Below are 23946 nucleotides of genomic sequence, written 5' to 3'. Positions count from 1 at the left end.
TCGCCGCGTCGATTGCCGCCTTCCGGATCGGCAACCGGCTTGCGCGCCGCCTGCCGGTGGGGCACCTCACTTCCGAGGCCCGGCATGCGGCGCACGTGGGCATCGGCATGCTGGCCACGCTGCTGGCGCTGGGTGCTGGGGCTGATGATCACTTCGGCCAAGCATTCCTTCGACGACCGCCAGACCGAACTGCTGCGCATCGCCTCCACGGTGGTGCTGCTGGATCGCGCGCTGGTGGGTTTCGGGGACGGCGCCAAGGAATGCCGCGCACAGCTGCGCGTGCTGTTCGAGAGCGTGCGTGCACGCGTGGAAGACCGCAAGCGCGCGGTGGATCCCCCGACGGAGCTGATGGGCAACCTGCATTCGCTCACGCAGCTGCAACACAGCGTGCTGGCGCTACCCGTTCAGGACGACACCCAGAAGTGGTACCAGGCGCGCGCCATGCAGCTGTCCAGCGAGATCGCGCACGACCGGGTGCTGATCGTGGAGCGCAACGAAAGCTCCATTCCCGCCGTGCTGCTCACGGTGGTGGTGGCCTGGGTGATCCTGATCTACCTGGGCCTGGGCATCTTCAACGTGAGCAACCTGACGGTGAACATCACGCTGGACATCTGCGCACTGGCCTTCGCCTGCGCGGTGGCCATCGTCATCGAACTCGACACACCCTATTCGGGCCTGGTCGGCGTCTCCACCGAGCCGCTGGCGCGGGCGGCCGCGGCGCTGGAAAGCTGAAGACCTTCATGCCTTCACCGTGACCATCCCCCAAGTCCCGCCGCTGGCCGTCAGACCTTGATGCCGTTCTTCTGGATGAGCTGGCCGAAGTATTCGTGGTCGCGCTGCATGGCCTGCGCGAACTGCGGCGCATCCAGGTAGGCCTGCCCCAGCGTGAGCTTGGCCAGCCCTTCCTTGAAGGCCGGGTCTTCCGAGGTCTTGCGCGCCACCTCGCGCTGCAGGTCGATCACCGGCTTGGGCGTGCCCTTGATCGCGGCCAGGCCGCGCCAGGTGCCCAGCGCCAGGTCGAGCTTGCGCTCCTTGAAGGTGGGTACGTTGCCGAAGGCGGGAATACGCTCATCGGCCATGATGCCCAGCATCTTCAGCTTGCCGCCCAGCACGTGCTGGCCGACCTCGGCCGGGCTCACGTCCAGCGCGTCGATGTGGCCGCCCAGCAGCGCCACCACGGCCGGCGCGGCGCCGGAGTAGGGCACGTGGTTGAACTTGACGCCGGCGCGGTCCTCCAGGCCGATGGCGGACAGGTGGTAGACCGAGCCGTTGCCGGCGTTGCCCAGCTTGACCTCGCCGGGCTGCTTCTTCGCGGCTGCGAGGAATTCTTCCAGCGTGTTCCAGGGCGCGTCGGCGCGCACCGTGATGGCGGCCGGGTCGGCGTTGAGCCGCGCGATGGGCTCGAACTTCGTGTAGTCGAACTTGGCCAGGCCGAGGTTGGGCAGGGTGGTGACTTCGGCGATCACCATGCACAGCCTGTAGCCGTCGGGGCGGCTCGCGAGCACGTCGCTCATGCCGATCACGCCGCTGGCGCCGGGCTTGTTGTTCACCACGAAGGGCTGCTGCGGCATGTACTTCTTGGCCACCTCGGCATACAGGCGCGTGAGCGCGTCGGTGCCGCCGCCGGCCGAGGCCGGCACCACCAGTTCGACGGGGCGGCTCGGGTACTCGTCGGCGAAGGCCGGCATCGACCATGGCAGCGCGGCGGCGCCCATGGACTGGAGGATGCGGCGGCGGTTCCAGGTGCCGGTGTGTCGTTGCTTCATGCGCTTGTCTCCTGTTATGTGTGCGGGTTGGCTCTAGGTGAAATTCCGCTGGTAGGTGTCTTCCAGCAGCCGCGTGGCGGCGCGCGCCGCGGCCTCGGGCTTGCTCTGCTCGATGGCGCGGGCGATGTCGGCGTGCATGGCCATCGACCGGTCCATGCCGCCGAACTTCTCGAAGGTGCGCGGCACGCTGATCTCCAGCGCGGCGCGGATCACCGAGCCCACCGGCATCAGGAAGCGGTTGTGCGCGGCGGCGATCACCTGCATGTGGAAATCGATGTCGGCCTGCATCGCGCGCTGCGGGTTCTGGTGGCCCTCGCCCATGGTGTGCAGCGCGGTGCGGATGCGCGCGATGTCCTCGGGCCGGGCGCGCTGCGCGGCCAGGCGCGCGGCCAGCGGCTCGATGGCGAAGCGGATCTCGAAGAGCTCCTGCGCCAGCGCCGCCGGGTCGCCCGACTCGCTCTGCCAGGCGATCACCATCGGGTCCAGCGTGTTCCAGCGCTCGGGCGGCCGCACGCGGGTGCCGATGCGTTGCTTCGCCTCGATGAAGCCGTTGCTCGACAGCAGGGTGAAGGCCTCGCGCAGCGTGCTGCGGCTGACCTGCAGCTCGGCCAGCAGGTCGGTCTCCTTGGGCAGGGTGTCGCCGGGCTTGAGTTCGCCCTGGATGATGCGCCGGCCGATGCGCCCGGCAATCTGCGCGGGCAGCCCGCGCTCGCCGCCGTGGTCGTAGGGCCTGCTCATCGGGGGGACGCCACCGGCAGCGGACCGAGTGCCTGCGCGAAGCGCCGCACCATCGCCAGGCCCGCATCGTTGGGACGCATGGCCGGCGCGCGGTCGTGCACCTGCAGGCCCGCGCGCTCGGCGAACAGGCGCTTGCCGTAGCACAGCAGATTCTCGATGCCCTGCATGACGAAGACCACCGCCGGCAGCATGGCCTGGTATTCGCGCTCGGCGGTGTCCTCGTCTCCACTGCGGAAGGCTTCGTAGGCGCGCACCGCGTAGTCGATGCAGTCGGGCGCGAGGATCATGCCGCGGCAGCCCGCGCGCAGGTTGTCCACCAGCTCCAGCCCGCCGCGGCCGTTGAACACCGGCACGCGGCCCTCGGTGCGCTCGATGAGGCCCGCGATGTCCACCACCGGCCCTTCGCCCTTAAGCAGTTGGATGTTGGGATAGCGCGTGACCAGCTCGCGGATCTCGTCTGCACTCAGCCCCCTGCCGAAGAAGGCGGGCGCATTCTGGATCGCCACCGGCAGGTCTGTGGACTCGGCCACGCGGCCGAAGAAGCGGATGTACTCCGCGGCGCCGAAGCTGCCGGCCGCCGGCGGCTGCAGGATCACCCAGTCGGCGCCCACCGATTCGGCATGCCGCACCTGCGCCACCTGCTCGGCCACCGAGGAGCCGAAGATGGTCAGGGCCAAGGGCACCTGGCCCGCCGTGTCCTCGGCCACCCAGTCCATCACCGTGCGGCGCTCGGCCTCGCTGAGCTTGGAGACCTCGGTGGCCAGCCCCAGCGCTGCCATGCCGTGCACGCCGCAGGCCAGGCTGCGCTGCACCTGCTGGCGCATGGCTTCACGGTCCAGCTTCTCATGCGCGTCGAAGAGGGCGTAGGCGATGGCGTGGATGCCGTGGAAGCTCTCGGGCTTGAACTTGGACATGATGGGCTCGTTTGTGAACGAAAAGTCATATTATCGGAGTTATTGGCTTGACCGAGTTGGGGCAAGCCCTGAGGAAGCCCGTGCGCGAACACGCCGGCTCGTCTAGCATTGCCGCGCATGAACACGCTTGAATTGCGCGGCAGCGCAGCCCGCATTCCGGTGCTCGGCATGGGCACCTGGCGCATGGGCGAGGATCGCGGCCAGCGCCCGGCCGAACTGGCCGCGCTGCGGGCCGGCATCGGCATGGGCTACCGCCTCATCGACACAGCCGAGATGTACGGCGAAGGCGCTGCCGAGGAACTGGTGGGCGAGGCGATTGCGCAGGCCGTGCGCGCCGGCGACGTCGAGCGCGAGGACCTCTTCATCGTCAGCAAGGCCTATCCGCACAATGCCGGCCGCGAGGGCCTGCCCGCTGCCTGCGCCTGCAGCCTGGAGCGCCTGGGGCTGGACTACCTGGACCTGTACCTGCTGCACTGGCGCGGCGAGTTTCCGCTCGAGGAAACCGTGGACGGCATGCGTGCGCTGGTGGCGGCCGGGCGCATCCGCCACTGGGGCGTGAGCAACCTGGACACCGAGGACATGGAGGAGCTGGCGGCCGCCTGCGGTGGCGAGGGCCAGCTGGACTGCGCGGCCAACCAGGTCTACTTCTCGGTGAGCGAGCGCGGCCCCGAGTACAGCCTGCTGCCCTGGCTGCAGGCAAGGTCGATGCCGCTCATGGCCTACAGCCCGGTGGACCAGGGCGCCGTGATGCGCGATGCCGGCCTGGCGAAGATCGCCAGGGGCCTGGGTGTGAGCGCCGCGCAGCTGGCGTTGGCCTGGGTGCTGTCGCGCCCCGGCGTGGTGGCCATTCCGAAGACGGTGCGCAAGGCGCATCTCGAACAGAACCTGGCGGCATCGCAGCTCGTTCTGGGTGCCGATGTGCTGGCCGAGATCGACCGCCTGCATCCGCCGCCGCGGCGCAAGCATCCGCTGGCGATGATCTGAAGGCATGGAATCGCGAACCATGCGGGTCAGCGCCTTCGCCAACAGCAGCAGCGCGAAAGCGTACGAGGTGCAAGCCAGCCGTGGCTGCGGCGGCCCCGCGGAACTGCAGCCCGCATGACGGCGCCGGCCAACAAGGCAGTCGACAGTGCCGTCCGCCTGGTCGCCTTCTTCGAGGCGGCCAAGGGCGTGCTGGTGCTGCTGGTGGGCACGGGCGTGATCGCGCTGCGGCACAAGGGCGTGTACGACGTGGCCTTGTCGCTGATTGCGCATGCGCACCTCAACCCGGCCTCGCGCTACCCGCACATCTTCCTGGATGCGGCCAGCGACCTGCAGAACACGCGCCTGCTGGTGCTGGCCGGCGGCGCCGCATGCTATGCGGCCTTGCGCTTCGTCGAGGCCTTCGGCCTCCTGTTCGCGCGCAGCTGGGCAGAGATGCTGGCCGCGCTCAGCGGTGCCATCTACGTACCCTTCGAGATCATGGGCCTCTGGGAGCACCGCACGCTGCTGCACGCCGGCATGCTGGTGGCCAACCTGGCGATCGTCGCCCTCATGCTCTACGCCCTGGTGCGAAAGCGCAGGGGTTTACAGTCCAAGGCATGAAGACCCTTGCCACGATTTCGGCAGCGCTGCTTCTGGCATGGGGCAGCGCCGGCCACGCTCAAAGTTCCGGTTGCGATGCGATCAAGGCGCAGATCGATGCCAAGGTGCGCGCCTCCGGCGTCAACGATTTCGTGCTCAGCGTGGTGGAAGCCGACGCGCCGGCCGGCGGCCGCGTGGTCGGCAGCTGCGAGCTGGGAACGAAGAAGATCATGTACGAGCGCACCGGCACCGCGTCTTCGCCCGGCACTGCACCGGCACCCGCGCCTCGGGCGAAAAGCCAGCCGATCATCACCGAGTGCAAGGACGGCTCGGTGAGCGTGGGCGGCAACTGCAAGCCCTGAGCGCAGAACGAACAACACACCAACACTGGAGGAGACCCATGACCGACCCCATCGACACCTGGCACCACCTGGTGAAGGACCGCAACCTGAAGGCACTGGACACACTGCTGGCGCCCGACGCGGTCTTCCATTCGCCGGTGGTCCACACCCCGCAGGCGGGCCGGGCCGTGACCAAGGCCTACCTCGCGGCTGCCCTGCAGGTGCTGGGCAACGAGAGCTTCCGCTACGTGCGCGACGTGCGCCAGGGCCGCGACGCGGTGCTGGAGTTCGAACTGGAACTCGACGGCGTTCATGTCAACGGCGTCGACATGATCCGCTGGAACGAGCAGGGCGAGATCACCGACTTCAAGGTGATGCTGCGGCCGCTGAAGGCGGTCAACCTGATCCACCAGAAGATGGCGGCCATGCTGCAGGCCAGGTCTGCGAATGGCTGAGGCGAAGGCGCGCGAACGCTGCGCCTGGGCCGGCAGCGACCCGCTGATGCAGGCCTACCACGACGAGGAATGGGGCGTGCCCGAGCACGATCCGCGCGCGCTGTGGGAATGCCTGATGCTGGAGGGCTTCCAGGCCGGCCTGTCGTGGATCACCGTGCTGAAGAAGCGCGAGGCCTTCCGCAAGGCCTTCCACGCCTTCGACCCGGCGCGCGTGGCGCGCATGGGCGAGAAGGACGTGCTGCGCCTGCTGGAAGACCCGGGCATCATCCGCTCGCGCGCCAAGATCGAGGCCACCATCCAGGGCGCGAAGATCTTCAACCAGATGCGGGCCGATGGCGAGGACTTCGACGCCTACTGCTGGTCCTTCACCGGCGGCAAGGTGCTGCGCGGCAATGGCCACACGGTGCCGGCCAGCTCCGAGCTATCGGAGACCATCTCCAAGGCGCTGAAGAAGCGCGGCTTCAAGTTCGTGGGGCCCACCATCGTCTATGCCTGGATGCAGGCCGTGGGCATCGTGGACGACCACACGAAGGGCTGCTTCAAGCACCATGTTTGACGACGACGCCACACCCCGCCGCCGCCTCCGCGTGGGCCAGCCCATCACGCCCGAGGAGTTCGAGGAGCTGAGCGACGAGCAGCTCGAGCGCCTGGTGCCCAAGGCTTATCGCGAATACTTCCCGGGCAAGGACTTCTGCGCCGACGGCCATTTCTACCTGCATGACGGCACGGCCTGGAGTTTCTACCGGGGCGGATTCCTGGACGAATGATGGCCGGCCGGCGGCTGTCACGTCGGCGAAAGACGCCTGAGGTGTTCTCCTACAGACAGTCTGCCCACAAGCGACCATCTTGGGTTCATGACACAGCCCATCGAACTCCTCGTCGTGGAGCCGGCACCCGGCTCTTTCGTCTGGCGCCTGCTGCTCACGGATGACCAGGGCGGCAATGCGCGCGTGCTGCGCATGGCGCCCGATCCGGCCGACAGCTATGAAGAAGCACTGGCCTCCGGCCAGGCCGCACTGCACAGCGAGATAAGGCGCCACGCGGCGCCTGCCAGCTAACTCACGCCGCCGGCGTGGCGAACTCGGGTCCGTCGAAGGTGGTCGGCACGTGCAGCCGGCCCGATGCGATCTCGGCCGCCACGCGCTCGATGCGGTTGCGCACATCGGCGGGAACGTCGGGCGCCATCGTGAGGCGCACGGCCTCGCGCTGGGCCAGGCCGATCCTGTGGATCTCGTTGGCGGCAAAACGCCCGGCCTGCAGGTCGCGCACCGACTCGAAGACGCCGACGCTCACGTCCGCGATGGCCGAGCCGACGAAGACCTTGGGGTCGCGCGCCACCCAGTCCCCCACGTTGCCGATCTGGCGCCGGCCCTGCTCGCGGCAGACCTGCGTGACGCCATCGCGTCCGGCATTGAGCATGGTGAAGATCACGTCCGCGCCGGCCTGGCTCTGCGCCAGCGCGACCCGGCGCGACAGCGCGTTGTCGTCCTGGTTGCCGGAGAAGTTGGTCAGCAGGCGCACCTTGGCACTGGTGTCGCGCACCCCCGCTGCGTAGGCGGCGCGGCCTTTGAGTCCAGGCACCACGCGTATTCCCGACATGTGGCCGACCACGCCGGTTCGCGTGGTGGATGCGGCCAGCACGCCGGCCAGGTAGGCCGACTCTTCTTGAAGCACGTCGTAGCTGGCCAGGTTGGCGCCGCGCACCGCGCCCTGCGTGACGACGAAGCGGGTGCCGGGATGGCGTGCGGCCACCTCGGCACAGGCCTCGTTGTTCTGTCCGCCGTGGGCGACCACCAGGTCCGGCTGCTCCTTCGCCAGTTCCTCCAGCGCCTGCACCAGCAGCGCCTTCTGCGGCTGGATGCCGTCGATGTAGCGGGTCTTGACGCGCAGTTCGGTGCCTGCCCTCTGCAGGCCGCGCCAGCCAGCCTCCATGAAGCCCTGGTCGGCCACGTTGCCGGCGAAGAGCGCCGACACCTTCAGTTCCGAAGGCTTGCGCGTGGTGGTCGAGCCGCAGGCGGCCAGCAGCGGGAATGCACAGGCGCTGGCGAGCAGGTGCCGGCGCGAAAGCGATGCGGGGAGCAGGGGGCGGTCCATGGCGCTGGAAGTCGTGCGATGCGAGCTCAATGCGCCTCGGCCTGCTTGGCCGCCGCGATCACCGCCGCCTCGTCGTGCTTCGCGCCGTTGAGGAACAGGTTCAGCAGCACCGCCGCCACCGAGGCCAGCAGGATGCCCGACTCCACCAGCGAGTGGATCGAGTGCGGCATCCACTGCTTGAAGTTGGGGGCGATCAGCGGAATCATGCCGATGCCGATCGACACCGCCACGATCATCGGGTTGTTGCGGTTGGTCTTGAAGTCCACGCCGGCCAGGATGCGGATGCCGGTGGCAGCCACCATGCCGAACATCACCAGGCCCGCGCCGCCCAGCACCACGGTGGGCAGCGACTCCACCAGCGCCGCCATCTTGGGCAGGAGGCCCAGCACGACCAGGATCACGCCGCCGGCCACGCAGACATAGCGGCTCTTGATGCCGGTGACGGCCACCAGGCCCACGTTCTGCGAGAAGCTGGTGTAGGGGAAGGTGTTGAACACGCCGCCGATCAGCGTGCCCAGGCCATCGGTGCGCAGGCCGCGGGCCAGGTCCTGCTGGCTGATCTTGCGCTCGGTCATCTCGCCCAGCGCCAGGAACATGCCGGTCGATTCGATCATCACCACGATCATGATCAGCGTCATGGTCAGGATCAGGATGGGGTCGAACTGCGGCATGCCGAAGTGGAAGGGCAGCACCACGTCGAACCAGTCGGCGCGCGCCACCTTCTCGAAGGTCATGAGGCCCATCACGGCCGATACCACGCCGCCGATCACGATGCCCAGCAGCACCGAGATGTTGGCGATGAAGCCCTTGGCGTACTTCACGATCAGCAGGATGGACACCAGCACCAGCGCCGAGATGCCCAGGCCGGTCAGGTCGGCGTACTTGGGGTTGGGCACCGAGGGCACGATGGCCATGCCCTTCGGAATGGGCGGCAGTGCCGAACCGGGCGAGGTCACGTCGGCCAGCCACTTGGCGTAGACCGGGTCCACCAGCGCCGGGGCCGTGGGGCCCACCGGGTTGCCGAAGATCCAGTTGATGCCCACGCGCATCAGGCTCACGCCGATCACCAGGATGATCGTGCCGGTGACCACCGGCGGGAAGAAGCGCAGCATTCGGCTCACCACCGGCGCGATCAGTATCGAGATGATGCCCGCCCCGATGATGGAGCCGAAGAGCAACTGCGCCCCGCCGTGCCCGCCGTTGGCATTGGCGATGGCCACCATGGGGGCCACCGAGGCGAAGGTCACGCCCATCATCACCGGCAGCTTGATGCCGAACCACTGCGTGGCGCCCATCGACTGGATGAGCGTGGCGATGCCGCAGCAGAACAGGTCGGCGGAGATCAGCAGGGCGACTTCCTGCGGGCTGAGCTTGAGGGCGCGGCCGACGATGAGCGGCACGGCCACGGCGCCGGCATACATCACCAGCACGTGCTGCAGGCCCAGGGCCGTGAGCTTGCCCATGGGCAGGCGCTGGTCGACCGGGTGGACGCCCGTCTGGGCTTCAGGGGAGGTGGCGGCAGCCGTCATTGGCTTTTTCTCCTGGCTGGGATGACAAGGGAGGATGGACCAGTGCCCACACGTTCTGTACGCGAAACTGTATACAAATCAGCATGCAGACCGTATGGCGGTAAACCCCGATTCCGCCAGAGGCCAGCAATCCTCGTGCCGCGGAGCGCTCAGGCCAACAGGGCCTTCACCAGATCCAGCTGCCGGTTGGGCGTCTCGTTGTCCAGGTCCAGGTTGGCCTCGATGCGGGCCAGGTGCTCGGCCATGCAGTCCACCGCGGCCTGCACGTTGCCGCCGCGGCAAGCGCGCAGCAGCTCCGAGTGCTCGTCCGAGGAGCAGTGCGGATCGTTGGACGAGTGGTAGAGCATGGCGATGAGCGAACTGCGAGCCACCAGCTCGCGCACCAGCTCGGTGAGCGTGGCATTGCCGGTGGCCTCGGCCATGGCCACGTGGAAGTCGCCCAGCAGCCGCTCTCGCACGGTGCCAGTGGTGGTGCCCGACTGCAGGGCGCTGCGCTCGAAACGGATGTGCTGCTCCAGCGCCTTGTAGTCGGTCGCCTTGGCCTTGGAGATGAACAGGCGCACCACCTCGCCCTCCAGCAGGCGTCGCACGCCGAAGACCTCGCGCGCCTCGGTCACGCTGGGCCGGCTCACGAAGGCGCCCTTGTCGGGAATCATCTCGATCAGCTTGTCCTTGGACAGGGTGAGCAGCGCCGCGCGGATCTTGGTGCGGCTGACCGCGTAGACGCGGCCCAGCGCCTCCTCGCGCAGCCAGGTGCCGGGCGGCAGGCGCTTCTCGACGATGGCGGTGGCGATGTCCTGCGCGATGCTCTCGATGGTCGCGCTCTTGTCGGGCATCGGGTTGGCGGCGGCAGGTTTTTCGGTGGCAGCGGGCATGGGCCGATTGTGGCCAGTTTGTGCGCGCCGCCGCGCCCCCAGCGTTTGGGGGCCCGGCCGCCTCACGCGGCGCGCTGCAGCACCGGCTTGCCGCGCGCGGGCAGGGCGAAGTCCGCCAGCAGCCCGCTCATGGGCTTGGGCAGCGGATGCGCCAGCTCGCCGTGCTTGCTGGTGCGAAGGCGCAGGTTCACCAGCGACTCGACCAGCTGCGTGGCGGCGGCCACGCCGTCGATCACCGGCACGCCCAGCTGCTGGCTGATGTGCTCGCACAGGTCGGCCATGCCGGCGCAGCCCAGCACGATGGTGTCGCTGCCGTCCTCGGCGAGGGCTCGCCGGCATTCCTCGACGATGCGCTCGCGGGCGTTGGAGCCGGGCTTCTCCAGGTCCAGCACCGCGATCTCGCAGGCCCGCACGTTGGCGCAGAAGCGCTTCATGCCGTACATCTCGGCCAGGTGCCAGGCCTGCCCCGTGGTGCGGGCCAGCGTGGTGACCACGCTGAAGCGGCTGCCCACCAGGCTGGCCAGGTGCATGGCCGCCTGCGCGATGCCGATGACCGGCCCGCGCGCCAGCTCGCGCGCCGCCTGCAGGCCCGGATCGCCGAAGCAGGCGATGACGTAGCCGTCGATGCCTTCCAGCTCGCCGGTGGCCACTTCCTGCAGGAGGCCCGGCACTGCCAGCGCCTCGTCGTAGTGGCTCTCGATGGAGGCCGGCCCCATCGCGGGGCTGACCGCCACGATCTGGGTGCCCGGCCGGGCCGCCGCCCGCGCGCACTCGCCGATCGTGTCGGTCATGCTGCGCGTGGTGTTGGGGTTGATGACTTTGATTCGCATGGCAGTGGTGGAAGAGGAGGCAGGAAATCAGGATGCGCGGCGCGAGAGCATCAGGTAGCTCACGAAGCCCAGGCCCATGCCGATGAACCAGGCGTAGTTGGCTGCGCCGTGCAGGGCCGGGATCAGCACGCACAGCGTGGGGATCAGCGCCGAGGGGATCAGCGCACCCACCGCCTTGCGGTTGATGCCGTTGGTGTACCAGTAGGCGCCCTTGGGGCTCATGGTGTAGAGCGCATCCACGTCCACCTTCTGCTTGCGCACCAGGTAGAAGTCGGCGATCAGGATGCCGAACAGCGGGCCGATGAAGGAGCCCAGGATGTCCAGCGTGTAGTGGATGACCTCGGGGTTGTTGTAGAGGTTCCAGGGCGTGATGAAGACCGAGCCCACCGCGGCGATCATGCCGCCGGTGCGCCAGCTGATCTTGCTGGGCGCGCAGTTGGAGAAGTCGAAGGCCGGCGACACGAAGTTGGCACGATGTTGATGCCGATGGTGGCGATCATGAAGGTGAGGGCGCCCAGCACCACGGCGGTGGTGCTGTCGATCCTGGCAACGGTGTGCACCGGGTCGGTGATGAGTTCGCCGAACACCGGCAGCGTGGCGGCCGAGGTGATCACCGACAGCAGCGAGAAGAATAGGAAGTTGACCGGCAGGCCCCAGAAGTTGCCCTTCTTCACCGCGTTGAAGCTCTTGGCGTAGCGCGAGAAGTCGCCGAAGTTGAGCATCGGGCCGCTGAAGTAGCTCACCACCAGTGCGATGGCACTCAGCATCACCGGCAGCGCTTCCCAGCCCTGGAACTTGAGGCCGCCCAGGTTCATGTCGATGTTCTGCCAGCCGGCCTTCCACACCAGCCAGCCGCACAGCGCTGCCATCACCACGTACACCGCGGGGCCGGCCCAGTCGATGAAGCGGCGGATGGCTTCCATGCCGTGCCAGAACACGAAGGCCTGCAGCACCCACATGGTCATGAAGGCGACCCAGCCCAGCGCGGACAGGCCCACGAAGCCGTGCAGCTTCACGTCGGCATAGGGCGCGAGGTGGGGAAAGAAGTGCAGCGCCAGCAGCATGAAGGCGCTGGAGGCCAGGTAGGTCTGGATGCCATACCAGGCCACGGCGATCAGGCCGCGGATCACGGCCGGCACGTTTGCGCCCAGCACGCCGAAGGAGGCGCGGCAGATCACCGGGTAGGGCGTGCCCGTCAGCTGGCTGGGCTTGGCCACGAGGTTGCAGAAGAACTGCACGATGACGATGCCCACCAGCAGCGAGACCAGCACCTGCCAGCTCGACAGGCCCAGCGAGAACAGGCTGCCGGCAGTGATGTAGCCGCCCACGCTGTGCACGTCGGACATCCAGAAGGCAAAGATGTTGTATTGGCCCCAGGTCTGCTTCTTCAGCGGCGCGAGGTCTTCGTTGGTCAGGCGCCGGTCGTAGCCCGGCTTGATAAGGGCATTGGAATGCTCCACATGCCCGGCATCGGCGGCAAGGCCGGTGCCGGGCAGTGGCGCGGCGGCTTGTGTGACAGCTGAATTCATGACTTTGGCTCCTGTGGCGTTGGTCAGGTCGGTGACCTGGAAGGCGGAGGTTGGCTTTTCGATTGCGCCCTATATTTGTATACAAAAATCGGGTGCAATCAAGGAAGTTTCTGCAATCGGGCGTCCGTGTTTACCCTTGGGCCTTTGTCGATCAGGAGTCGAACATGGGCAATCCAAGGTCAGTTGTTTCCCGTCGCGGCTTCATGGGCGGCGTAGGCGCCGGAGGCCTGGCCCTTGGAGCCAGCCTGGTGGGCCACAGTGAAAAGGCCGCCGCTGCGTCCGTGATCGACGTGAGCAAGGTCACCACGCCCGTTTCGAGCGTGCAGGCCCTGCCGAACGCCTACTACCTGAGCAAGGTCCGTCTGGAGACCGGCTTCGTCGAGGAAAGCAGGGCCTGGCTCGACAGGCCGGTCATCACCCGCACCCGGACCGAGTTGAAGACCCTGCGCATCGCCGATGGCAAGGTCGCAGAAATCATGGACGCGGCACCGGCGGGTTCCTCGGATGCACCGGTCTACGACGCACAAGGCCAGTTGATGCTGCCGACCTTTCGCGACATGCACATCCACCTGGACAAGAGCTTCTACGGCGGCCCCTGGGAAGCGACCCTTCCCACGCAGCATGGAAGGGCAGACCGTGTCGCCCAGGAGAAGGAGCTGCTGCCCAAGCTGCTCCCGGTGGCCGAAGAGCGAACGGCCGCGATGATCCGCCTCATGCATTCGCAGGGCACGACCGTGTGCCGAAGCCATTGCAATGTCGACCCGGTCAGCAAGCTGGGCAATCTCGAGCATCTCAAGACCTCGCTGGAGCGATCCAAGGGCACGCTCGAGTCGGCGATCATCATCTTTCCGCAGCACGGCCTCCTGGCCTCCGACAGCGTGGGGCTGATGCGCGAGGCCTTGAAGTCGGGCGGTGTCGGCTATGTGGGCGGGGTCGATCCCACCTCCTTCGACCGCGACATGGAGAAGTCGGTCGACACCACGGTTCAGCTCGCGACCGATTTCAACGTCGGCATCGACATCCACATCCATGAGCCGCGGGCCACTGCCATTCCCGCATTCAACCGCTTCATGGACCACGTGGAGAAGAACAAGCAGCTGCAAGGCAAGGTGACCTTCAGCCATGCCTATGCCCTTGCCGAACTCTCCAAGGAAGAACTGAAGGACATCGTGGCCCGCATGAAGGCGCTGGGCATCACCCTGGCCAGCGGGGTCCCGCTGGGCAAGGGCGCCATGCCGCTGCGCGAGGTGCACGAGGCGGGCGTCAACGTGATCTGCGGCACGGACAGCGTCATGGACTGGTGGAACTCGTTCGGCAACTGCGACATCCTGCAGAAAGCGCAGGAGATTGCCCGGCTGCAGTACGCCAGCACCGAGTACGAGATCAGCCGCGCGCTGGGCTATGCGACCGGCTTCGTCACACCGCTGGACGACAAGGGACAGCAGGTGTGGCCCAAGGCCGGGGACGAGGCGAGCTTCAATCTACTGCCGGCAAGTTGCTCGGCCGAAGCGGTTGCGCGGCTGCCGGCGCGCAATGCCGTTTTTCACAAGGGCCGGCTCGTGCACGGCGCAGTGCCGGCCGCATGAGCTGCACCGCCCCTTGTGGTCCGGTTTGCCGGGAGCAAGTCGCCGACACGCGCTGACCCGGACGAGCCGCAGAATGGCGCCATGGACTCTCCCACCGAAGACAAGCCCGACACCGAGTGCCGCCGCGTCCTGGCCCATGGCCGCGTGCAAGGCGTGGGCTTCAGGGAAAGCTGCGTGCGCCACGCCCGATCTCAGGGCGTAGCCGGCTGGGTGCGAAATCGCGCCGACGGCACGGTGGAGGCGGTGCTGCAAGGCCGGCCCGCGGTGCTGGATGCGATGTGCGACTGGCTGCGCCACCATGTGCCTGGCGCGAGGGTCGATTCGCTGGATGTGCAGGTCCTGCCGCGACCCTGCAGCAAGCTGGACAGCTTCGAGCGCCGGCCCAGCGTCTGACCCGTCGCCTGCAGACGCGGGCAAAGCTTCCTATGATCCCCGCTCCCTTTCCCGAGGAGCGACGATCCCATGAGCATCCCCAGCACCCGCCTCGGCCGCACCGGCCTCACCGTGTCGCGCCTGGCGCTCGGCACCATGACCTTCGGCCTGCAGACCGACGAGGCCGTGTCGCAGCAGATCCTGGACAAGGCCACCGGCGCCGGCATCAACTTCCTGGACACCGCGGACGTCTATCCGCTGGGCGGCACGCTGGAGACTGCCGGCCGCACCGAGGAGATCATCGGCCGCTGGCTGAAGAACAAGCAGCGCGGCGACTACGTGCTGGCGACCAAGGCGGTGGGCAAGATGGGCCCGCACCCCTGGGACCAGGGCGCCTCGCGCAAGCACCTGCTGGACGCCATCGACGCCTCGCTCAAGCGCCTGCAGACCGACTACGTCGACCTCTACCAGCTGCACAGCGACGACCGCGACACCCCGCTGGACGAAAGCCTGGAGGCGCTGGACGTGATCGTGAAGTCCGGCCGCGCGCGCTACATCGGCGTCTCCAATTTCCTGGCGTACCGGCTGGCACGGGCGCTGGGCCGGGCCGACCTGAAAGGCCTGTCGCGCTACGTCTGCGTGCAGCCGCGCTACAGCCTGCTGTTCCGCGAGATCGAGCGAGAGCTGCTGCCGCTGTGCGAGGAAGAAGGCCTGGGCGTGATTCCCTACAACCCGCTGGCCGGCGGCCTGCTCAGCGGCAAGTACAAGGCCGAGATGAAGCCCGAGCAGAACACGCGCTTCACCCTGGGCACGGCCGGCGGCATGTATCAGGACCGCTACTGGAACGATCGCAGCTTCAACACCGTGGCGAAGCTGCAGAAGCTGGCCGACGAAGCCGGCGTGCCGCTGGCCACGCTGTCGGTCGCCTGGGTGATGGCCAACCCGCGCATCACGGCGCCGCTGCTGGGCGCAAGCAAGCCGGAGCAACTGGACGCAACCATCGCCGGCGCCAGCTACGTGATCGACCCAGCGCTGAAACAGCAACTGGACGAAGTCACGCACGAATACAGAAAAGGAGACGCGCCGCGTTGACATGCGGCGTGCAGGCCACAGCGACTTTCCCACTGCTGTTTGCACAGGCAGTCTGGCGCAAAGCCTTGTAGGGCAAGGCCCCGCCGGGAATCGAGGCGAGTTTTCCACAGGCTTGTCCCCGTTTTGAGGGGACAAGAAATCCCGGAAAAACCGACCGGGTGGCGGGCCACCGGGTCGGTTTTGGTGTAGCCGGCGAGGCCCTCAGGCCAGCAGGTCGGCCAGCGTCCGGGCCACCACCTTGGTCGCGCGGCGCAGGTCTTCCAGTGCCACGCGCTCGTCGTTGCGCTTGGCGTGCGACTCCAGCACGGTGCGCGGGCCGGCGCCGTAGATCACGCCCGGAATCCCGTTTTCTCCGTACAGGCGCACGTCCGTGTACAGCGGCGTGCCCATGGCCTTGATGGGCTCGCCGAAGACCGTCTCGCCGTGCTTCTGGATGGCGTCCACCAGCGGCTTGTTGCCCGCCAGCGGCTTCATCGAGTTGGCCAGCAGCATGCGCTTGATCTCCACCGTGATGCCGGGCTTCTGGGCCGCCGCTTCGGCGATCACGCGGCGGATGGTGGCTTCCACCTCGGCCGGGTTCTCCTCGGGGATCATGCGGCGGTCCAGCTTGAACATCACCTTGCCGGGGATCACGTTGGTGTTGGTGCCGCCCTCGATGCGGCCCACGTTCAGGTAGGGGTGGGTGATGCCCTCGACCTTGGACGTGACCTTCTTGTACTCGGCGTTCTGCGCATACAGCGCGTTGAGGATGTGGACCGCGCCCTGCAGCGCGTCGATGCCGGTGTCGGGCACGGCCGCGTGGGCCATCTTGCCGTGCACCGTCACTTCCATCTGCAGGCAGCCGTTGTGGGCCGTGACCACCTCGTAGCTGAAGCCGGCCGCGATCATCAGGTCGGGCTTGGTCAGCTTGTTCTTCAGCAGCCAGCCCGGGCCCAGGATGCCGCCGAATTCCTCGTCGTAGGTGAAGTGCAGCTCGATGCCGCCCTTTGCGGGCTTGGCCACGGCCTCCAGGGCGCGCAGCGCGAAGGTGAAGGTGGCGAAGTCGCTCTTGCTCACCGCGGCGGCGCGGCCGAAGAGCTGGCCGTCCTCGATCTGCGCGCCGTAGGGGTCGTGCGCCCAGCCTTCGCCGGGCGGCACCACGTCGCCGTGCGCGTTCAGGGCCACTTTCAGGCCGCCCTCACCGTATTGGCGGCGAACGATCAGGTTGGTGATGGACTCCATGCCGTAGTCCTTCACTTCCTGCGCGGGCACCGGGTGCTTCTCGGCCGCGAGGCCGAAGCCTTCCAGCAGCTCGGCCGTGCGCTCGGCATGCGGCGCGTTGTTGCCGGGCGGGGTGTCGGTGGGAACGCGCACCAGTTCCTGCAGGAACTTCACTTCCTCGTCGAAGTGGGCGTCGATCCAGGCGTCGAGCTTGGTGTAGTCGGTCATGGGTCAGTCCTGTTCCAGTGCGAGATTGTCCAGCAGCTTCTGCATGGCTTCCACGGCCAGCTGCATGTCGTCGTTGGTGCTCGATTCGAGCGGGTTGTGGCTGATGCCGGAATTGATGCCGCGCACGAAAAGCATGGCCTGCGGCATCACCTCGTGCAGCTTCATGGCGTCGTGGCCGGCGCCGCTGGGCATGCGGAAGAGCTGAACGCCCAGCGAGTCGACAGCCTTCTCCCAGCGCTGCTGCCAGGCCGGTGCGCTGGGCGCGGCGGCGGCGCGCATGGATTCCTCCAGCGTGTAGCGGACTTCGCGGCGCTCGCAGATGGCGGCCAGCTCGGCCAGCACGTCCTTGACCATGGCGTCGCGCTGCGGGTCGGTGGGCGCGCGCATGTCCAGGCTGAACCTGCAGCGGCCCGGCACCACGTTGATGGAGCCGTTGGGCACTTCCAGCATGCCTACGGTGGCGACCGAGTCGCCGTCCTTCGCCGCACGCTTCTCGGCAAACAGGATCAGCTCGGCAATGGCGCAGGCGGCGTCGCGGCGGCGGTCCATGGGCGTGGTACCGGCGTGGCTGGCCATGCCGATCACCTCGCCGACGAAGCGCACGCCGCCGTTGATGGAGGTGACGATGCCCAGCGGCACGTCCAGCTCGTTGAGCACCGGGCCCTGCTCGATGTGCACCTCGACGAAGCCCAGGTACTTGGCCGGGTCGCGCTGGATGCCGGCGATGTCCTCGGTCTTCAGGCCCGCGTGCTGCATGGCCTCGCGCATGCTGATGCCGTCGGCGTCCTTCTGGTCCAGCCATTTCGTGTCGAAGTGGCCGATGAGCGCGCCCGAGCCGAGGAAGGTGGCCTTGTAGCGCTGGCCTTCCTCTTCGGCGAAGCCCACCACCTCGAAGGCGAAGGGCAGGCGGCGGCCCTGCTTCTTCAGTTCGCGCACGCAGGCCATGGGCACGAAGATGCCCAGGCGGCCGTCGTACTTGCCGCCGTTGCGCACCGTGTCGTAGTGGCTGCCGGTGAGCAGCGTCTTGGCGTCGGGCGTCGCGCCTTCGTAGCGGCCCACCACATTGCCCACGGCGTCGATCTTCACGCTGTCGAAGCCGACCTCGCGCATCCAGCCGGCGATCTGCGCGGCGCAGGCGCGGTGCGCGTCCGTGAGGTAGGTGACGGTGAGCTGATTCTTCTCGGCGTAGCCCGGGTCGGTGTGCTGCGCGAGCTGCTCCTGCCAGTCCCACACGTCGTTGCCCAGCAAAGGCTCCACGCCGAACTTGTCGTTCAGCCGGATCTCGGCAATGCGGTGGATGTTGCGCAGCGCCTCGCCACGCTCGAAGCTGGGATGGTTGAAGGCCCGGCGCTCGAAGGTCTCGATGATCTCGCGCTTGCTCAAGCCCGTGCCGCGCGGGCCGCGCACCGCCAGGATGAAGGGAAAGCCGAACTTGGCGTTGTACTCGGCATTGAGCTTCTGGATCTTGTCGAACTCTTCGGGCGTGCAGTCCGTCAGGCCGGCCTTGCCCTGCTCGTTGGTGCTCTCGGCGGTGAGGGTCTTGCTCACCATGGCCTTGCCGGCCAGCTCCGGGTGGGCCTTGATGAGGCCCAGCTGCTCCGCCTCGGAGGCGGTGGACACCACGTGCGCCAGCACCTCCTTCAGATGCGCGAGCGAGCGGAAGGGCCGCGAGGCCATCGCGCGCCGGCCGATCCACGGCGAATGCTCGTAGACGCCTTCCAGGAGGTTGGCCGCGTCGTCGGGCGTGGCGGTGTTCAGTTGTTCGACGGTCAATGCCATGTTCATGCTCCCTGGGTGTTGTTGAAGGGGTGCGTCTTCTTCCAGTGCCGGGCGATGTCGACGCGGCGGCATACCCACACGCGGTCATGCTGGGCGATGTGGTCGAGGAAGCGCTGCAGTGCGGTGATGCGGCCGGGGCGGCCCAGCAGGCGGCAGTGCATGCCGATGGACATCATCTTGGGCGCCTCGTCGCCCTCCGCGTAGAGGGCGTCGAAGCTGTCCTTCATGTACTGGAAGAATGGATCGGCATGCGAGTAGCCCTGCGGCAGCGCGAAGCGCATGTCGTTGCAGTCCAGCGTGTAGGGCACGATGAGCTGCGGCACCACCTCGCCGTCGCTCTTCTGCACCTTCATCCAGAAGGGCAGGTCGTCGCCGTAGTAGTCGCTGTCGTATTCGAAGCCGCCGTAGTCGGCCACCAGGCGTCGGGTGCGCGGGCTGTCGCGGCCGGTGTACCAGCCCACGGCGCGCTCGCCGGTGAGCTTTTCGATGGCTTCCATGCCCAGGCGCATGTGCTCGCGCTCGGTGGCTTCGTCCAGGTTCTGGTAGTGGATCCAGCGGTGGCCGTGGCAGGCGATCTCGTGGCCCGCTTCCTTGAAGGCGACGGCCAGATCGGGGTAGCGCTCCAGCGCCATGCCCACGCCGAACACGGTCAGCGGCAGGCCACGCTTCTCGAACTCGCGCAGGATGCGCCACACGCCGGCGCGTGAGCCGTATTCGTAGATGCCTTCCATGCTGATGTGGCGATCGGGAAAGCTCGCGGGGTTGAACATTTCCGAGAGAAACTGCTCAGAGCCGGCGTCGCCGTGCAGCGTGGCGTTCTCGCCGCCTTCCTCGTAGTTCAGCACGAACTGCACGGCGATGCGGGCCTGGCCCGGCCACTGCGCATGCGGCGGATTGCGCCCGTAGCCGACCAGGTCGCGCGGATAGGGCAGGGTGGAGTCGTAGACAGCAGCCATGTTGCGGGTCGAATGAGGTGGAGGGCGACGCCGGGAGAAGGCGTCAGGACAGGGCCAGCGCGATGTCGCTGGTGGGGACCTTGCGGTCGAACGTGAGGTTGGCCTCGACGTGCAGGAGGTGCTCGGTCATGAGCTTGACGGCAAGCTCTTCGTCCTTGGCCGCGAGGGCCTTGACGATGTCGGCGTGCTCGTCATTGGAATGCGCTGCCGCGGACTTGCTCTGGTACATGAGGGTGATGAGCGCGCAGCGCGAGATCAGCTCGCCCAGCATCTGCGCCAGCACCTGGTTGCCCATGAGTTCGGCCATGCGCACATGGAAGTCGCCCAGCAGCTCGGTGCGGCCGGAGATGTCCTCGCCGCCGACCGAGGCCTTTTCGAGCGCCACGTGTTCCTTCAGCGCCTTGATCTTGGCCGGCGTGACGTTGCGCACGAACTCGCGCGCCATCTCGGCCTCCAGCATGCGGCGCACCGCGAACACCTGCCGCGCCTCGTCGACCGCCGGCGCCGCCACGAAGGCGCCGCGCGCGGGCTCCAGGCGGATCAGGCGGTTCTGCGAGAGCTGGAAGAGGGCCTGGCGCACCAGCGTGCGCGACACGCCGAAGTGGTCCGCCAGCTTCTGCTCGGCAAGTTTGCTGCCGGGCTGCAGGCGGTGTTCGACGATGGCCTTGGTGAGCGCGTCGACGATGGCACGGGTCGTGGTCGAGTCCATGAATTCATGATAGCCCTAAAGCCCAGAACTGTATACACTTTTGTCCACCGGATTTTCCCGGCCCATTCTTGCCACGCGAAGGAGCCCCACCATGGGATTGAGCACTCACGTTCTGGACACGATGCATGGCGGCCCTGCAGCCGGCATGGAGGTGGCCCTCTACACCACCGAAGGCGATGCAGCCACGCTGGTCAAGCGCTTCAACCTCAACAGCGACGGCCGCAGCGACGGCCCCCTGTACGACAACAACAGCCTGAAGACGGGCACCTACCGCCTGGTGTTCGATGTCGCGGGCTACTTCAAGGCCAAGGGCGTGAAGCTGCCGGAGCCGAACTTCCTGAACAAGGTGGCGCTGGACTTCGGCGTGGCGCATACCGACCAGCACTACCACGTGCCCTTGCTCGTCAGCCCTTGGAGCTATTCCACCTACCGTGGCTCCTGAATGGCGCCCCCCGGCTTTTCACTTCGCTTCGCTGCGTGTAATTCGCCACCCCCCGAGGGGGCGACCCCACCAGGGGCCCGGCGAAGCCGGTTCCCCGGTGCGGGGCTGGCGAAGAGATGCCTGACAGCCGTCTCCCGGGGCTAATCTTGAAGCTGGCCCTCGCTCAAGGTATCCAGTTGGAACTTGCCACTCTCGTCCCACAGCCAGGTGTCCGTCCAGGTCACCGCGCCCAGCCGCGTTGCGGCCGGGTAGGGCGCGGCGGCGAGCACGGTGCGCTCGATCTCCTTGATGACCTCCGGCGCATGCTTGGGCGCGCGCAGCCAATGCACGGAGCGCACGCGGCCCTGGGCGTCGAGGTTCACTTCCAGCGTGCCGATGGCGTAGAGCAGCGGCGGCAGCTTGCCCTTGTAGATGCGGTTCTGGTTGAGGGCGTAGACGTGGCCGGCGGCATCGCGGCGGTAGTCGCGCGCCGTGGCGGCGTTGCTGGCGCGCGGCGTCGGCCGGGCGGCAATGCTTCCGGGGGCTTCTGCGTCGCTGATCTGTCCGCGCACGGCGCCGTCGGGCGCGGTGCCGCAGCCGGCCACGATGAGGGTTGCAAGGAAAAGGCCGGCGAAGGCAAGGCGTCGGGACAGGCGTTCAAAATGCATCGGCGGATTTATACCGTGCTCCGCACGCTGCGCCGCAACACGAGGTTTCGCTTTCACACATGAACGGCCTGGTCGACACATTGCTGGCGCGGCTCGCCAGGGGCGAGCAAGGCGTGCTCGTGCGCGTGCATGCCACGCAGGGCTCGGCGCCGCGCGAGAAGGGCACCTGGATGGCGGTGTGGGAGGATGACCTCACCGGCACCATCGGCGGCGGGCAACTCGAATTCCAGGCCACGCAGGAAGCGCGTGCCTGGACCGACGGCGGCACGGCCATCGAGGGCGTGCGCCGCTATCCGCTGGGCCCCACCCTGGGGCAGTGCTGCGGCGGCGTGGTCTACCTTAGCTACCAGCGCATCTCCGAGGCCGACATCGCCGCGCTGCGCACCGAGCTCACCGCACACCTGAACCCGGTCGCCCTCTTTGGCGGCGGCCACGTGGGCGCGGCGCTGGCGCGGCTGCTGTCCACGCTGCCTTTCTCGGTGCGCTGGATCGACAGCCGCGACGGCGTGTTCCCGCCGCAGCTGCCGGTGCAGATCGAGACCGAGCATTCCGAGCCGGTGCAGGACGCGGTGGCGCAGCTGGCCACGAATTCACGCGTGCTCATCATGAGCTTCAGCCACGCGGAAGACCTCGACATCGTCATCGCCTGCCTCAAGCGCCAGCGCGAGAAGGGCGACCTGCCCTACATCGGCCTGATCGGCAGCAAGACCAAGTGGGCCACCTTCCGGCACCGGCTGGAGGCGCGCGGCTTCACCGAGGCGGAGATGGACCACATCACCTGCCCGATCGGCGTGCCGGGCATCACCGGCAAGGAGCCGGAGGTGATCGCCGTGGCGGTGTCGGCACAGTTGTTGCAATCGATCTCTCAGGGTTAACCACTAAGGCCCGCGGCGCGTGCCCACTACGATCAGATTCCAAAACTGTATACACTTCAGTCCACAGTAGCCGCAGCGGAGCGAGGCGGGTCCCCCGTCTGTCGTTCGCGGTCAATTCTCTGCTTACAGCGCCCGCAGTGGTGAGCAGGTCCACACAAGAAGCGGCGCCCAAGCGCCGCCAAGGTTGAGAGCCTCACATGGAAAGCTACTACCTCGACTGGGCCAACCTGCTGCTGCGCTGGGTCCACGTCATTACCGCCATCGCCTGGATCGGCGCCTCCTTCTACTTCGTGATGCTGGACAACAGCCTCGAGAAGCCGCAGGACCCGGAGTCGCTGGACAAGGGCGTGGGCGGCGAGCAGTGGGCCGTGCACGGCGGCGGCTTCTACAACATGCAGAAGTACGCGCTGGCGCCCAAGAAGCTGCCCGACCACCTGCACTGGTCCTACTGGGAAAGCTATTCGACCTGGCTGACCGGCTTCGCGCTGTTCACCATGTCCTACCTCTGGAACGCCAGCACCTACCTCATCGACAAGAGCAAGATGGACTGGCAGCCGGGCGCCGCCATCGGCGTGGCGCTGGCCTTCTTCGTGGTGTTCTGGATGGCCTACGACGCCATCTGCCAGCTCTTCGGCCAGCGCAAGAACGGCGACACCATCGTCGGCGTGCTGGTGGCCCTGCTGGTGGCCGCGGCCGCCTGGCTGGCCTGCCACTGGTTCGCCGGCCGCGCCGCCTTCCTGCTGGTGGGCGCCATGATGGCCACCACCATGAGCGGCAACGTGTTCTTCTGGATCATTCCCGGCCAGCGCAAGAACGTCGCTGCGCTGCGCGAAGGCAAGCCGGTGGACCCGATCCACGGCGCCCGCGGCAAGCAGCGCAGCGTGCACAACACCTACTTCACGCTGCCGGTGCTGTTCGCGATGCTGAGCAACCACTACAGCTTCACCTACACGCACAAGTACAACTGGGTCGTCCTGCTGCTGATCATGCTGGGCGGCGCGGCCATCCGCCAGTTCTTCGTGGTGCGCCACCGCTTCAAGCTGGGCAACGCCGGCAACCCGCTGCCCTACGCGATGCTGGGCGTGGTGGTGCTGGGCCTGACCATCGTCTGGATGCGCCCCGAACCCACGCCGGAGCCGGCGCCCGGCGCGGCCGTGCAGAAGGTGTCGTACGGCGAGGTGCAGAAGGTGCTGGAGCAGCGCTGCTACATGTGCCACGGCGCCGCGGTGCAGATGAAGAACGTGCGCCTGGACACGCCGGCCGACGTCACCCAGCACGCCCAGGGCATCTACCAGCAGGCAGTGGTCACCAAGATCATGCCGATGAACAACGCCACCCAGATCACCGATGCAGAGCGTGCGCTGCTGGGCAAGTGGTTCCAGGACGGCGCCGTCACCAAGTGACGCCAGGGGCACGGGACGATCGA

General features: G+C 67.5%; 26 protein-coding genes and 1 pseudogene. 14 read left to right on the top strand and 13 right to left on the bottom strand.

All coding sequences use genetic code 11. The features are described 5' to 3' along the window. Positions 1-84 precede the first annotated feature (84 nt). On the top strand, positions 85-732 hold the full coding sequence (locus BM345_RS26190; RefSeq protein ID WP_139237618.1) for a bestrophin-like domain: 648 nt from the start codon (positions 85-87) through the stop codon (positions 730-732). Between the two features lie 50 nt (positions 733-782). Here the strand turns inward: BM345_RS26190 and BM345_RS26185 are convergent, their stop codons facing one another. The 3 genes from BM345_RS26185 to BM345_RS26175 are packed head-to-tail and all read right to left on the bottom strand — an operon-like array spanning position 783 to position 3418. After that, positions 783-1766 (bottom strand): Bug family tripartite tricarboxylate transporter substrate binding protein, encoded by a 984-nt coding sequence (locus BM345_RS26185; RefSeq protein WP_093385782.1) that lies wholly within the window; start codon positions 1764-1766, stop codon positions 783-785. A gap of 33 nt (positions 1767-1799) precedes the next feature. Then, positions 1800-2504 carry a FadR/GntR family transcriptional regulator gene (locus BM345_RS26180; protein ID WP_093385779.1) on the bottom strand — a complete coding sequence of 235 codons (705 nt, stop codon included), beginning with the start codon at positions 2502-2504 and terminating at the stop codon, positions 1800-1802. Next, a complete protein-coding gene (locus BM345_RS26175) occupies positions 2501-3418 on the bottom strand; it encodes a dihydrodipicolinate synthase family protein (protein WP_093385777.1) in 918 nt (305 codons plus the stop codon). The genes BM345_RS26180 and BM345_RS26175 overlap by 4 nt, the downstream gene beginning before the upstream one ends. 117 nt (positions 3419-3535) lie before the next feature. On the opposite strand from BM345_RS26175, the gene BM345_RS26170 reads away from it, so the two are divergent. The 7 genes from BM345_RS26170 to BM345_RS26140 all read left to right on the top strand — a co-directional run bounded on the left by BM345_RS26170 (position 3536) and on the right by BM345_RS26140 (position 6835). Continuing rightward, complete coding sequence (locus BM345_RS26170; RefSeq protein WP_093385898.1) at positions 3536-4402, top strand: aldo/keto reductase; 867 nt, start codon at positions 3536-3538, stop codon at positions 4400-4402. A gap of 114 nt (positions 4403-4516) precedes the next feature. After that, on the top strand, positions 4517-5002 hold the full coding sequence (locus tag BM345_RS26165; protein WP_093385774.1) for a DUF2127 domain-containing protein: 486 nt from the start codon (positions 4517-4519) through the stop codon (positions 5000-5002). Further along, a complete protein-coding gene (locus tag BM345_RS26160; RefSeq protein ID WP_093385772.1) occupies positions 4999-5343 on the top strand; it encodes a DUF1161 domain-containing protein in 345 nt (114 codons plus the stop codon). Before BM345_RS26165 ends, BM345_RS26160 begins: the two co-directional genes overlap by 4 nt. 38 nt (positions 5344-5381) lie before the next feature. Beyond that, a complete protein-coding gene (locus BM345_RS26155) occupies positions 5382-5777 on the top strand; it encodes a nuclear transport factor 2 family protein (RefSeq protein WP_093385769.1) in 396 nt (131 codons plus the stop codon). Next, positions 5770-6333 (top strand): DNA-3-methyladenine glycosylase I, encoded by a 564-nt coding sequence (locus BM345_RS26150; RefSeq protein ID WP_093385767.1) that lies wholly within the window; start codon positions 5770-5772, stop codon positions 6331-6333. The genes BM345_RS26155 and BM345_RS26150 overlap by 8 nt, the downstream gene beginning before the upstream one ends. Then, a complete protein-coding gene (locus tag BM345_RS26145; protein ID WP_093385764.1) occupies positions 6326-6544 on the top strand; it encodes a hypothetical protein in 219 nt (72 codons plus the stop codon). Before BM345_RS26150 ends, BM345_RS26145 begins: the two co-directional genes overlap by 8 nt. 87 nt (positions 6545-6631) lie before the next feature. After that, complete coding sequence (locus BM345_RS26140; RefSeq protein ID WP_093385762.1) at positions 6632-6835, top strand: hypothetical protein; 204 nt, start codon at positions 6632-6634, stop codon at positions 6833-6835. 1 nt (position 6836) lies between these two features. Here BM345_RS26140 and BM345_RS26135 read toward each other — a convergent pair whose 3' ends face one another. The 5 genes and pseudogenes from BM345_RS26135 to BM345_RS26115 all read right to left on the bottom strand — a co-directional run bounded on the left by BM345_RS26135 (position 6837) and on the right by BM345_RS26115 (position 12634). Further along, the gene (locus BM345_RS26135; protein ID WP_093385759.1) at positions 6837-7871 is read right to left on the bottom strand and encodes a BMP family protein; all 1035 of its coding nucleotides are present in this window, start codon (positions 7869-7871) and stop codon (positions 6837-6839) included. Positions 7872-7897: 26 nt separating this feature from the next. Beyond that, positions 7898-9400 (bottom strand): nucleobase:cation symporter-2 family protein, encoded by a 1503-nt coding sequence (locus tag BM345_RS26130; protein WP_093385757.1) that lies wholly within the window; start codon positions 9398-9400, stop codon positions 7898-7900. Between the two features lie 149 nt (positions 9401-9549). Then, positions 9550-10275 (bottom strand): GntR family transcriptional regulator, encoded by a 726-nt coding sequence (locus BM345_RS26125; RefSeq protein WP_093385754.1) that lies wholly within the window; start codon positions 10273-10275, stop codon positions 9550-9552. 62 nt (positions 10276-10337) lie between these two features. Further along, a complete protein-coding gene (locus tag BM345_RS26120) occupies positions 10338-11105 on the bottom strand; it encodes an aspartate/glutamate racemase family protein (protein WP_093385752.1) in 768 nt (255 codons plus the stop codon). Positions 11106-11132: 27 nt separating this feature from the next. Beyond that, positions 11133-12634: pseudogene (locus BM345_RS26115) on the bottom strand (NCS1 family nucleobase:cation symporter-1). 164 nt (positions 12635-12798) lie between these two features. On the opposite strand from BM345_RS26115, the gene BM345_RS26110 reads away from it, so the two are divergent. The 3 genes from BM345_RS26110 to BM345_RS26100 all read left to right on the top strand — a co-directional run bounded on the left by BM345_RS26110 (position 12799) and on the right by BM345_RS26100 (position 15684). Beyond that, positions 12799-14220, top strand: a complete 1422-nt coding sequence (locus BM345_RS26110) for an amidohydrolase (protein WP_093385749.1) — start codon at positions 12799-12801, stop codon at positions 14218-14220. An 81-nt stretch (positions 14221-14301) separates the two neighbouring features. Next, positions 14302-14613 (top strand): acylphosphatase, encoded by a 312-nt coding sequence (locus BM345_RS26105; RefSeq protein ID WP_093385746.1) that lies wholly within the window; start codon positions 14302-14304, stop codon positions 14611-14613. A gap of 69 nt (positions 14614-14682) precedes the next feature. Continuing rightward, positions 14683-15684 (top strand): aldo/keto reductase, encoded by a 1002-nt coding sequence (locus BM345_RS26100; protein WP_093385744.1) that lies wholly within the window; start codon positions 14683-14685, stop codon positions 15682-15684. 201 nt (positions 15685-15885) lie between these two features. Here the strand turns inward: BM345_RS26100 and BM345_RS26095 are convergent, their stop codons facing one another. The 4 genes from BM345_RS26095 to BM345_RS26080 are packed head-to-tail and all read right to left on the bottom strand — an operon-like array spanning position 15886 to position 20556. Further along, entirely contained in the window at positions 15886-17112 is a 1227-nt protein-coding gene (locus BM345_RS26095; protein ID WP_093385741.1) for a M20 family metallopeptidase, read from the bottom strand. Between the two features lie 3 nt (positions 17113-17115). Beyond that, on the bottom strand, positions 17116-18891 hold the full coding sequence (uraD, locus tag BM345_RS26090; protein ID WP_093385895.1) for a 2-oxo-4-hydroxy-4-carboxy-5-ureidoimidazoline decarboxylase: 1776 nt from the start codon (positions 18889-18891) through the stop codon (positions 17116-17118). Positions 18892-18893: 2 nt separating this feature from the next. Beyond that, complete coding sequence (gene puuE / locus BM345_RS26085; RefSeq protein WP_093385739.1) at positions 18894-19847, bottom strand: allantoinase PuuE; 954 nt, start codon at positions 19845-19847, stop codon at positions 18894-18896. A 43-nt stretch (positions 19848-19890) separates the two neighbouring features. After that, positions 19891-20556 carry a GntR family transcriptional regulator gene (locus BM345_RS26080; RefSeq protein ID WP_093385736.1) on the bottom strand — a complete coding sequence of 222 codons (666 nt, stop codon included), beginning with the start codon at positions 20554-20556 and terminating at the stop codon, positions 19891-19893. Between the two features lie 91 nt (positions 20557-20647). Here BM345_RS26080 and uraH point away from each other — a divergent pair, with 91 nt between their 5' ends. After that, positions 20648-20998, top strand: coding sequence for a hydroxyisourate hydrolase (gene uraH, locus BM345_RS26075; protein ID WP_093385734.1), 351 nt, complete (start codon positions 20648-20650; stop codon positions 20996-20998). A gap of 140 nt (positions 20999-21138) precedes the next feature. Here uraH and BM345_RS26070 read toward each other — a convergent pair whose 3' ends face one another. Next, a complete protein-coding gene (locus BM345_RS26070) occupies positions 21139-21645 on the bottom strand; it encodes a hypothetical protein (RefSeq protein ID WP_093385731.1) in 507 nt (168 codons plus the stop codon). A 59-nt stretch (positions 21646-21704) separates the two neighbouring features. Here BM345_RS26070 and xdhC point away from each other — a divergent pair, with 59 nt between their 5' ends. Together xdhC and BM345_RS26060 are read left to right on the top strand one after the other, a co-directional pair. Beyond that, on the top strand, positions 21705-22520 hold the full coding sequence (gene xdhC, locus BM345_RS26065) for a xanthine dehydrogenase accessory protein XdhC (RefSeq protein WP_093385729.1): 816 nt from the start codon (positions 21705-21707) through the stop codon (positions 22518-22520). 197 nt (positions 22521-22717) lie between these two features. Then, a complete protein-coding gene (locus tag BM345_RS26060; protein WP_093385726.1) occupies positions 22718-23923 on the top strand; it encodes a urate hydroxylase PuuD in 1206 nt (401 codons plus the stop codon). Positions 23924-23946: the final 23 nt, after the last annotated feature.

It is taken from the genome of Variovorax sp. OV329, assembly GCF_900114785.1.
In the GTDB taxonomy this organism is placed as follows: domain Bacteria; phylum Pseudomonadota; class Gammaproteobacteria; order Burkholderiales; family Burkholderiaceae_C; genus Variovorax.
The sequence above is the reverse complement of the archived record's forward strand: the minus strand, read 5'-3'. Positions and strand labels throughout refer to the sequence as shown.